The organism is Enterococcus sp. DIV1420a, assembly GCF_051712165.1.
Classification (GTDB): Bacteria; Bacillota; Bacilli; order Lactobacillales; family Enterococcaceae; genus Enterococcus; species Enterococcus faecalis.
Genome location: NZ_JBIOOI010000001.1, coordinates 2209087 through 2220688 on the forward strand (window position 1 = coordinate 2209087; position 11602 = coordinate 2220688).

The window sequence follows — 11602 nt, forward strand, 5'->3', positions numbered from 1 at the left end:
CATGAACAAAAGAACATCGATTGGTATCGGCTTACATGTGTCGAATCAAATTATTGATTTGCAAATCCCTAATCAGGTATCAGTTGCACGTTTAAAAGAATTGTTACTCGAATCGTTTGAGATGTTGCCAAACCGTTTGCCAGCATCATTTGAATTGGTTGTTTTGAATAAACCAATTCATTTAGCTGACAATCAATTAATTGCAGATTATCCATTAGGGAATGGCGACCAACTAGTAGTAAAAGAAATTGTAAAGGAGACACATGGATGAGCGAGTTAAAGGATATTTCAGAGACAATCACGTTAGAAGCAACAAAAGAATATGTTCAAGTGACATTACAAGCAAATCAATATCAGTTAGAAAGACTAGAACAGTTTCAACAATTTTTAAAATCAAGTCGTGGATTTTTATCGGGAAAAATAATACAAGCAACGGAAGAAGCGTTAGTGATTCAATACCATAAGGATCAATATATGCAATCCATTTTACAAGCGATAAAAAAAATGGATCAATATGAGCGATTATTGTTAGCGCAAAGAGTTCATTATTTGGTTGATTTCTTAGGTACGCCGGTCCAACCCTTTATTCATCCAGAAAACATCTATATCTTGGGAGAAGAATTATTAATTGCTCATCGTGGTTTTATGCAGGTCATTGTGCCTTATTCAGCAGATGAAAGAGAATTTTTTAAACAATATCGAGCGCTGATTTTAGCAATCTTACATCCAAAGTATGAGTATGAACAATTGATTCAAGGGAATGGCACCCTGAAAGATACGCTATCTAAACAATTACAAGAGGCGAAAACAATCAATGAAATTGAGCAAATCATTGGTGAACAAATCATTCGTCAAAAAGCCAAGCGCGAAGCAGAAACCAAATTAGTGAGTAAAAAAAGTTATTTAACCTTTAAATGGGCCAGCTTAGTGTTATTGGCTTTAACGCTACTTTTTGCAACTACAACAGGGATTTATGTCTTAAAAAAATTACCAGCCCAAGAGCGAGTGAGTTTGGCAGAAGCGCAGTATATTTCTAATGACTATGCAAGTGTTACGAAAACATTAAAAGAAGATACACCAGAAGAATTGCCGATAGGAGCTAAGTATGTTGCTGCTGTTAGTTCTGTCCAACTAGATAATTTATCAAATGAACAAAAAACAGCAATTTTAAATAATTTATCTCAAAAATCTAGTGAAAATACCTTACTTTATTGGATTTATATTGGCAAAGGAGACTTTGAAAAATCATTAGATATTGCCCAAAATTTAGGCGATAACCAATATATATTACATGCCTATACAAAATTATATGATGCAACCAAAGCCAATAACAAAATGAACGGCGAGAAAAAACAAGCATTGTTAACAAAATATGAAGAAGCAATTGATAAATACATGAAAATCTTGGGAGGAAAAACGGATGACAACGAAAATCAGTAAAAAATTGGTCTCTGTGAATGATCAAATTCATACATCTAGCATGATTTATTTTGACATTTTTTATTTTGGTCCCCAACTTCTTCACCGTCAAATTACGGCTAAAAACCCAAGTGTTTCAATCAATCAACAATTATTTTTTTACGAAAATGAAGAATTATTCTGTAATGGTGAAACCTTTGATTCTGCTGAAAATTTTTCTGTTTTTCCCCACGAAGAATTGATTACTGTCACCACCAATAAACCACAGAAAGATTTTTTAATTGCCTCTGCCAAAAATGCTGCGATTTCATTAGAAACAGATGCCATCATCAATATTACACTAACACCAGAAACTGGGGAATATACAGCAACGATTTATCCCGGAGAAGATACGATTTACTACAATCATTATTTAGTTGAAAAAGGAAGCTATGCTTTTGCAGTCGGTGATCAATTAGTTGTCAATGGCTTAATCATTGAAGTTCGGGAAAAACAATTAAAGTTAACAAGTCTAGGAGCTACATATTCCCTGAATCCTTGGCAAATTGTAGAAGAGGAGGTTATTCCAGAATATCCTGTCGATTTCCCGTCATTTCGACGAAGTCCACGGATTCACTTGAAGGAGCCAAAAAAACAAATAGAAATTGCTGCCCCAAAAGCCAAGCAAACAGAAGGGAAAAATGAACTGTTACGGACGATTGTCCCACCTTTAGGAATGGTCGTTTTGAGTGGCGCAACAAGCTTTTTAAGTGGGGGAAATCCAATTATGATGCTTAGTATGGGCGGAGCGAGTTTATTGACGGCTGGTTTTTCAGTCTCTAGTTATTTCACCAATAAAAAAGAAACAAAGCAAAAGAATATCGAACGGACAAATAGCTACGAACAATATTTAATACAAGAGAAAGCTCGTTTAAGTATACTGCAACAAGAACAAAAAGAGGCCCTGGAATATATGAATCCTGCCATGAACGAATTAGCCTTAATGACAAAAGAGTATCATGCGCGGATATATGAACGCATGATGACTAATGAAGATTTTTTGACAGTTCGCTTAGGGGTTGGTGAAATTTCTTCAAGTTTTACGACAAATTATCAGTCAACGGAAGATGATTCACTAAGTCAAGAAGCTGAAGAACAATTAGTATGGCCATATAAACAATTAGAAAAGGCGCCGATTGTTGTACCACTAATGGGACAAACCTTAGGATTGGCGGGAACACCTGCTGTTTTAAGGACAGCCATTCAAACGTTGTTATTTCAAGTGTCTGTTTTACATTCCTATCGTGACGTAGAGTTTGTTACTTTAGTACCAGAGGAAGATTATCAGAAAGATTGGCATTCTTGGCGTTGGTTGCCACACGTCAAAATCCGCAGTCTGAATTTGCGTGGGATTGTTCATGATCCTCAAACAAGGGATATGGTTTTAAATTCTTTCTATCAAATGATTACGAAACGTCGTCAACAAGTGCGCGAAGCCGGCAATGAAAAAGTTCACTTTCAACCACAGTACATTCTGTCGATTTTAGAAGAAAGCTGGTTGTCAGGGCATGGCTTAAATGAATTTTTAGCTGAAGATATGAGTCAATATGGTGTGACAGTTATTTGGGGAAAAGATGCTTTAAATATGTTACCAGAAACGACAACTACACTGATTGAGTATCAAAGTAGTGAAGCGGCGACTTTAATTAATCAAAATAATAAATATGTGAACCAAAACTTCGTTCCTAATCATTTACCGACTGCTTATCCGCTTGCTTATGCGATTCAGCGCTTGGCGAATTTGCAGCATGTGGAAGTGGAGAAGAATGCTATTCCTGAAGCAATTGACTTTTTAGAATTATATGATGTAAAGGAAATAAAGGATTTAAATGTAACAGACCGTTGGCAAAAAGCCGATACTTCTAAGTCTTTAGCAGTTCCTCTTGGCGTTCGTGGCAAAGATGACATTGTTTACTTGAACTTACATGAACGTGCCCATGGACCGCATGGACTTGTCGCAGGAACGACTGGCTCTGGTAAGTCTGAAATCGTTCAAAGTTATATGTTGTCATTAGCTGTTAATTTTGCTCCAGAAGATGTAGGTTTTTTACCTATTGATTTTAAAGGAGGCGGAATGGCTAACTTATTTGCAAAATTACCTCATTTGTTGGGTTCGATCACTAACTTAGATGGAGCTAGTTCAGCTAGAGCATTACAAAGTATTCGTGCAGAATTACAAAAACGACAACGAAAATTTGGAGAATACGGGGTTAACCACATCAATGGTTATACGAAATTATATAAACAAGGAAAAGAAATTACTGACCCAGAAGAAAAGAAAAACTATCCAAGTGAGCCCTTACCCCATTTATTTTTAATCAGTGATGAATTTGCTGAATTAAAAGCCAATGAACCAGATTTTATGGCAGAACTTGTCTCTACTGCACGGATTGGTCGTTCGTTAGGTGTACATTTAATTTTAGCGACACAAAAACCAAGCGGCGTAGTGGATGACCAAATCTGGTCAAACTCACGGTTTAAGCTGGCATTAAAAGTTGCTGACGCCAATGATTCCAATGAGATTATTAAAACCCCAGATGCTGCTAGTATTACTCAACCGGGTCGTGCTTATTTGCAAGTAGGGAATAATGAAATTTACGAATTATTCCAATCTGCTTGGAGTGGTGCTAACTATGATCCATTCGCTACCAAGGAAGAAAAAGTGGATGAAAGGATTTGGTCAATTAATCAATTAGGACAATACGAATTATTAACTGCCGACCTTTCCGAAGAAGAAGAGGTTTCTATTAAAACGGAGGAAGAGTTAACACAATTAGACGCAATTGTTGAAGAAATTGCCAAGCATGCGGAAGAAAGTCAAGCAACTTTACCAGAGAAACCTTGGTTACCTCCATTAGCAACAGAAATTGTTTCACCACTTTTTAAAACGCAATGGCAAGAACAACGAGAACTTTCTGTTCCTTTTGGTTTTATGGATATTCCAGCAAAACAAGAACAAGTCAATTTCAATTTCGATTTGCACGAATTAAATCATACTGCCTTATATGGTTCACCGGGGTTCGGTAAATCAACAGCTTTGCAAACCCTAGTAATGAACCTTGCTCGTAAAAATACACCAGAACAAGTTCAATTTAATTTGTTTGATTTTGGTACAAATGGGTTGTTACCATTGAAAAAATTACCACACGTTGCTGATTTAGTCCGTTTGGAAGAAGAGGAAAAATTGGTTAAATTCTTAAAACGAATTCGTAAAGAAATTCAAGAGCGTAAAGATGCCTTTACTGAATACGGTGTTGCTAGTTTAAATCAATACGAAGAAAAATCAGGACAGAAATTACCAGTGATTGTTACGATTGTAGATGGGTTTGATGCAGTCAAAGAAAGCCCATTAGAAGATCCAATTGAATCTGTTTTAAATCAATTGCTACGAGAAGGAGCAAGTGTTGGCTTGTATACCATTATTACGGTCTTAAGAACAAATAGCTTTAAAATGAGTATGACAAGTAATATCCCAACACATATCGGTTTGTATTTAGTAGAAGAAGATGCGATTCGTGATGTTGTTGGACGAGAAGCTTTGATTCCACAAGAAATTATGGGACGTGCACAAGTGAAATTGGAACAGCCGCAAGAAATTCAAATCTATCTACCAACAGAAGGGGAAAATGATATCGCTCGTTTAAACCGTTTAGAACAAGAAATTGAAAAGATGAACCAAAAATGGGGCGGTGAACGACCACTACCAATTCCAATGTTACCGAAAACAATCGCTATGGCGAATCTATACAATCATCCACACGCTCAACAAATGCTGGAAAATATGGAGTTCCCTATTGCCTTTGATAAAGAAACGACTAACATAGTGGGCTTCAAACCAACGGAACATGGTTATTTTGTGATTGGTGATGATACACCACAACAAAATGAATCTGTTGAAAAAGTGATTATCGAAGACATGAAGCATTTTAGAGGGCGTGCCGAACGGATTATCTTTAACCATAGTGACCGTTTTGGCGGTTATGCAGATAGCTTTGATACAGTGATCGCAGGAACTGAATATGGAAGCTTTGTCAATGAATTATTACAGGAAATTGAACAACGACAAATGATTAGTGAGTATGAACCGATGTTGATTTATATTCCCGAAGCGCAACAATTTGTCGAAAAATCCTTTATTAGTGCTGAAAACCTAAATATCCTACTGAAAAAAGGTAGCCAAGTCGCGATGTATTTTATTTTCCAAACCAATCAAAAATTATTGGAAAACAGTTTTAATGATGCCGATAAATTATTACGTGCTAATATCCCAGCGGGTATGGTTGGTACCAGACTCGCAGACCAAAGCTTTGTTAAAACGAAAAGTGATTATAATGAACCTGCCGTGGAATTGGATGAATCTCATTTCTTTGAAGGTCGAACAGCAATGCGGGTGAAGTTAGTAAGTGAATAAAAAGGAGTGGAATTATGAATAATGAATTGTCAAAATTAATTGATATGAAAAAGAGCGAAGAAGAAATTGAAACAAATCATTTTATTATCAAAGATAACATTTTAAGGTTTGATCATCTAACTTTACAATTAAGTAACATTTCCAGAATATATGCTGGAACTAAGCGGATGAGAATTCCTGTGATGGCGATAAGCATTTTTGTTTTAGCTTTTGGAACTATTCGGTTTGAAGGATTACGTTGGATTAGTTTAATTATTATGGGATTGACAGGATTGTATATCTATATGGTTTATCAAAGACATCAAAGTAATAAAGAATATTTAATCTTTCAACTAAATTCTGGAGATAATTACTCCCTTTATTTTCAAGATGCTGAATTTTTAAACAAAGTCCGTAATGCAGTTGAAGCAGCATTCAATCACAAAAATATGTATTCAGAAATCAATATTGCGGAACAAAAAATTATTCAAGGAAATCACCATGTGATTCATGGCAACCAGGCCAACCTAAACACAGGGATTCAACAAGGCAATACAATGCATTCGAATAATCATGAAGAACATTCGTCAACTACTGTTGGGGATATCACAGATAGTACTATTCATCATTCGACATTTGGCAACCAGAATCATCAAAAAAATGAACAACCTGTTTATGATTGGCCGGTACTTGAAGCTAATTTTAAAGCAGTCATCACTTCATTGAAAAATGAAGACGAAACAAAACAAGTCAACAGGCAAGTGCTAAAAGCTGTTGAAGAAAAAGACGCAAAACAATTTGAGACAATCATTAAAATGAATCGGAAAATTTTTACGTCTAATCTATTTTTAAATACCGCTAGTGGTGTATTGGCTCAAGTGATTTCAACGATTTTAGGGATTCGGTAAAGGAGGAACCTCATGAGTGATGAAGCAATAAAAGCGCAAAAAAGAGCACTGGCAGCCGGAAAGCGTGCTGAAGCCAGTCATTTAAGTAGTCAGGTCAACACGGCACAAGCCAACAAAAATCAAATTGATCAGAAAATTCGAGAATTAGAAAAAGCAATTCGTGAATTAAGTCGAGAGATTCTTAGTATTCATCAATTGAAATCAACCGTTTCTAGTCAGTTAAAGAGTATTTCTGGAAGTAATTTTAAAGGCACACGACGGAATAAGTATAATGAAAAAGTTAGAAAAGTAGATAGTGATTTATCAAAATATGCCACAAAAAATCAAGAAAATTTACAAACGTTTCAACGGAAATTGTCTAACTTACAAGAAGAAGCGCAACGTGAAGCCATGACAATCAGTTCATTAAATTCACAAATTTCGGCACTATTATCAATAGCAATGAGTTTGGATTCTTAATAAAGGAGTGAAAAAAATAATGAAAAGCGGTGTAAATTTATCGGAATGGATGCAATCTGTCAATAAAGCAAACAGCACAATTTCAAGAATGGGCAAAATGAAAACTGTATCTTTTTCTCAAACAAATGCTCGACCTTTTACAGAATTCAAAACAATGATAGAGCAAATCAATTCTTCTCTAGAAAGTTACAAAGAATTTGCAAAAGGAAGCACCAATAAAATGATTGCTGCCGGAAAAAATAAAGCCAATGATGATAAAGCGGGAGCTGCTACTATGAAAATTAGTCAATAAGGAGTGAAGAAAAATGAATCAACAACAAAAGGAGTTGTGGGTGGCTACTATAGAAAGTAGTAACCTGACTGGAGAAATAACAAAGGACACCATAAACGAACTCGGTTTAATTTTGGGCGGTCAACCCCAATTAGCTCAAAATATTTATCAAAGTTTCCTCAATCAAACCACAAGTTATGAACATAAACCAAGAATTGGCGCGATTATTCATATTAGTTTTGATTACGAAAAGGAAAGAGTCACTTTTGCTTGGTTAAAAAAACAAGTTGTATTGACCGTGCCACAATTTAAACGATTTATGGGTTTCGTTGATACAATTTTTACAGAAATCTATCCAATTGGAACCATTGTCGAATTAGATGAAGAATTATTAACCGAAGATGTTAAAGCGCTTTTTACTACAGATGAATTAGGTTTATTTGTTTCTGTTCAAGGGAGAAAATTAACCATTCCAGAAACGCAAATGATGATTGATTACGTAGGAACTTTATGGCCATTTGGATTACAAGCAGAGGTGGAGCCAATTTATTTTAACTCGGTCATGGTAAAACGAGTTATTTCAGAAGGGCCTACTAATGCGTACGAGGAAAAGTTTACTTTTGAAGTTTTGAGAAAACAATTGGCGCAAGATGAAAAATATTCGTGTACGTATGTCTAATGAGGAGGTGGGCAAATGAAAATTAATATGCGTGAAGTGATGGAAGCTAAAAACAAAATTACTTCTTCCAGAAATAAACTACAAGCAGAAATCAATCGTGCCAAAAGCGATTGGAAAACAGTCCAAGGAAGCGATGCTTTATCTGGAAAAGTCAAAACAGCTATTAATGGTGAAATTGGTAATTACCAACTACCGATGCTAACCAATTATTATGATCTTTTACATACAATAGCACAAGAAATGGAAAAAACAATTAGTGATTTTAAAGCTAGTGTGAAGGAAAATAGTGACTCAGCCATCATTGATACAGACGCCTTAAATGAAGCAAAAGGAAAATTTTCAACACCGTTATCAAATTTTGCGAAATTAGATAAGAAAATTAGCAACATCTACAGTTCTGTAGCACATATCGTCCCTATTTCCGCGCCATCCAATCAATTTAATAAAAAAATGGAAGAGGCTAAGAAAATTTTGACGGAAACGCTGAAAGGCATGGACACTTTTAACGGACGCAAAGCAGGCAGTGCTGTCAAAGACAAACTAGCCCAACAATCCAGCCAAATCACGAACGTCGGAGGATTAAGCTATACCAATCCCAAATCATTGGCAATATTTACGGATAAGACATTTAAAAATGAAATAAAAGAAGCGCATAAAAAAGTCCAGGAAGAAGAAAAAGATAGACTTGCTTTTGAAAAAGACCATCCAATTTTAATGGCTATGGATGGTAATTTAACAGAAGAAAAGTTAGACGAACTAGATAAATTAATTAATCATGCGATAGCAAAAGGCGTTGTTTCAGGAAAAAAATATATAAACCATATGAAAAAATTATACATTTCTAGTCGTATCAAACGTCTGCCAAATGGAAAATTGGTAATGAGACGAGCAAAAGGCTGGCTAAAAAAATTAGATCAATTAGCAGATATTGATGATTATGTGCCAAAAGGTCATCGGTCATTAAGTATCACTGCATCGGGGACCGCAAAGGAATTTACTAAACTAGGAGATAAATTATTAGGCAAATTAGATTTAGTAGATAAGAAGTCTATTCTAAGAGAATCTGGTGAAGCTTTTAGTAAAGCAAGTATTAAAGGGGTCGCAAAGGGAACTCTAAAATCAATGGGGAAATCGTTAAAGAAAGGATTATCTTTTGGCGTTAACGGTGTTGTGAAAGATGCCAAAGCATTAATTAATGCAAAAGGTGCAGGAAAAATTATTCCCGGATTAAACATAGCGGCAGGTGCTGTGGAGGTTGTGCAAGGAATAAGCAAGAGTGAAAAACAGGCCAGAAAAGACGGATTGAAAGGGCAAGAAATTACCGCAAGTAAAGTTGGCGGTGCATTGGTGGATGTCGGGAAAGTGGCGGTGACAACAGCGGCGATAGGAGCGGCAGGTGCTGTAGCAGGATTTTTTGGCGCTCCTGTTGTGGTTGTTGTAGGAGCAGGTATGCTCGTAGGGGCATTGGCTGACTTTTCTATAAAAAAAAGCAAAGTTGTTGATAAAGCAAAGAAAGGTGTAAACTCCTTAGTAAAAGGAGTTTCAGGATGGTTTAAATGAATAAAATTATAGACAATTTCATACCAGATTTTTATAAAAAAATTAGCAAGAAAGAATTTAAGATGAATTCGTTTTTATTAGCTGTAGGTGGTTACGGTACATTAATTACAATTCTATTAATCTTTCAATTGACTGATACAAGATCTATTTTTGACAATTCTTTTTCTAGAAATTTATTTGTAGGGATGACAGGAATATTATTAATAAATTTAATTTGTATATTTTTGTTTAAAAATAAGCATATACAAAAATATTTGGTAATAGTTGTCTATTTGTCTGGGGTAGTATTTTTATTTTTTATGCTTGCTACAGTAACGTTGTTGATAGAGAATTCTTTAGAAGTATTTTTAAAAGAAAGTATAGTTATTTTAATTGGAGTAGTAATTGGTTTTCTGTACAATTTATTTTTAGTAAAAATTTCTTTAAAAAAGCAAGATTTCTCAATTAGAGATTCATTTGCAAATTACTATATGAATATTTTAGGAGGAATAGGTACAATTATCTTATTATTATCGACAACAATTGATAATACAAAATTACTTTTTATAGGTGTGCCATTTGTTGTAATATCGTTATTATGTTTAAGCTTTTTTCACTTTTCACGAGTAGTAAGCTATTGGAAAAAAGAGTCAAATATAGAGTTAGATAAATCTATTTATGGAAATTCCATTGAAATAATGAAGAAAAGGAAAAATAAAAAGTAGTAACTACTATAAGTTTGGGGATTAACGGTGTCGTGAAAGATGCCAAGACCTTAGTCAATGCAAAGGGTGCAGGAAAAATTGTGCCAGGGTTGAACATAGCTTTAGGAGCTGTAGATGTCGTTCAAGGAATCAGCAAGAGTGAGAAACAAGCAAGAAAAGACGGATTGAGAGGGCATGAAATTACCGCAAGTAAAGTTGGCGGTGCATTGGTGGATGTCGGGAAGGTTGCAGCTGTGACAGCGACTGTCGGCTTTTTTGTTGCTGCATTACCAGCAACTGCATCATTAACGGCAGTTGTTGGTGTAGGAATAGGAGTTAGTATGGGAGCTGAATTCATTTTGAAAAAAACAACTGCAATTAATATAGCAAAAAAAGGAGTAAATTCAATGATAAAAGGAATTTCAGGGTGGTTTAAATGAAATCTATCATAAAGCATTTTGTCCCAAATAAATTTAAAAAGCAAAAAGAATTATTATTTTCAAATGCGTCCTTCATTAAAGTTATGATAGGCTATGGAATATTGTTAACTTTTCTATTGATAATTTACGGAACGATTGGGAATGAAAATGATTTCACAGAAAATAAAGGGTTTTTATATTTTCAAATAATATATTCTGTGATAGTGATTTTTATCAACGGAATAAGTTATATACAATTTAAAAAGATAAAGCTACAAAAATATTTAGTTCTCGTTGTATACTTTTCAGGCGTTTTAGGAATTTTTAGCGGGATAGCATTGTTATCTCTAATAACAGATAGACCGCTTCATAACTTTGTTGTAGGTATGATTGTGATATTTATTGGATGGATTTTAGAGCTACTTGTACATGCTCTTTTGGTTTGGTGGTCGTTGAAACGAAATAACCTTAAATTGAGAGATACAGCTACTAATTATTTTTCGAACGTTATTGGTATTTTGGGGATATCATTAGCAATAATCTCTTATGTTACAGAAAAAGAAAATTTATTTTTTCTTGCAGCATGTTTAATTGTAATAGTTGTTCTATTTTTCGTAACTTTTGATTTTCAACGAGTATATGAATATTGGAAAACCAAAAAAAATGAAGATGTTTCTGCATATGGCAATTCAATTGAAATGATGAAGAACAAGAAAACAAAAAAATAGAAACATTTCTTCCAGAATTAAGTGAATCAGCCATCATCGATACAGAT

11 protein-coding genes are annotated in these 11602 nt (G+C 34.7%); all 11 read left to right on the plus strand.

All coding sequences use genetic code 11. The features are described 5' to 3' along the window. Nucleotide 1: 1 nt before the first annotated feature. From IGI80_RS11035 to IGI80_RS11085, 11 genes are read left to right on the plus strand one after another with little or no spacing between them, the layout of a single operon-like run. On the plus strand, nt 2-271 hold the full coding sequence (locus tag IGI80_RS11035; protein WP_002357795.1) for an EsaB/YukD family protein: 270 nt from the start codon (nt 2-4) through the stop codon (nt 269-271). Further along, nucleotides 268-1440, plus strand: a complete 1173-nt coding sequence (essB, locus tag IGI80_RS11040) for a type VII secretion protein EssB (RefSeq protein ID WP_002385952.1) — start codon at nt 268-270, stop codon at nt 1438-1440. Before IGI80_RS11035 ends, essB begins: the two co-directional genes overlap by 4 nt. After that, a complete protein-coding gene (gene essC / locus IGI80_RS11045) occupies nt 1421-5869 on the plus strand; it encodes a type VII secretion protein EssC (RefSeq protein ID WP_002365570.1) in 4449 nt (1482 codons plus the stop codon). Before essB ends, essC begins: the two co-directional genes overlap by 20 nt. Before the next feature lie 14 nt (nt 5870-5883). Next, a complete protein-coding gene (locus IGI80_RS11050) occupies nt 5884-6756 on the plus strand; it encodes a DUF6232 family protein (protein ID WP_002391335.1) in 873 nt (290 codons plus the stop codon). Nucleotides 6757-6768: 12 nt separating this feature from the next. Then, a complete protein-coding gene (locus IGI80_RS11055; protein WP_002361714.1) occupies nt 6769-7215 on the plus strand; it encodes a YwqH-like family protein in 447 nt (148 codons plus the stop codon). A 7-nt stretch (nt 7216-7222) separates the two neighbouring features. Continuing rightward, nucleotides 7223-7507 carry a hypothetical protein gene (locus IGI80_RS11060; RefSeq protein ID WP_002365572.1) on the plus strand — a complete coding sequence of 95 codons (285 nt, stop codon included), beginning with the start codon at nt 7223-7225 and terminating at the stop codon, nt 7505-7507. Nucleotides 7508-7520: 13 nt separating this feature from the next. Next, entirely contained in the window at nt 7521-8165 is a 645-nt protein-coding gene (locus tag IGI80_RS11065; RefSeq protein ID WP_002357788.1) for a DUF4176 domain-containing protein, read from the plus strand. Nucleotides 8166-8180: 15 nt separating this feature from the next. After that, the gene (locus IGI80_RS11070; protein ID WP_438723388.1) at nt 8181-9725 is read left to right on the plus strand and encodes a T7SS effector LXG polymorphic toxin; all 1545 of its coding nucleotides are present in this window, start codon (nt 8181-8183) and stop codon (nt 9723-9725) included. Next, nucleotides 9722-10429: a hypothetical protein gene (locus tag IGI80_RS11075; protein WP_002361720.1), complete on the plus strand. Its 708-nt coding sequence runs from the start codon at nt 9722-9724 to the stop codon at nt 10427-10429. Before IGI80_RS11070 ends, IGI80_RS11075 begins: the two co-directional genes overlap by 4 nt. 14 nt (nt 10430-10443) lie before the next feature. Then, nucleotides 10444-10848, plus strand: a complete 405-nt coding sequence (locus IGI80_RS11080) for a hypothetical protein (RefSeq protein WP_141893219.1) — start codon at nt 10444-10446, stop codon at nt 10846-10848. Next, complete coding sequence (locus IGI80_RS11085; protein WP_438723389.1) at nt 10845-11555, plus strand: hypothetical protein; 711 nt, start codon at nt 10845-10847, stop codon at nt 11553-11555. The genes IGI80_RS11080 and IGI80_RS11085 overlap by 4 nt, the downstream gene beginning before the upstream one ends. The last annotated feature ends 47 nt before the right edge of the window (nt 11556-11602 follow it).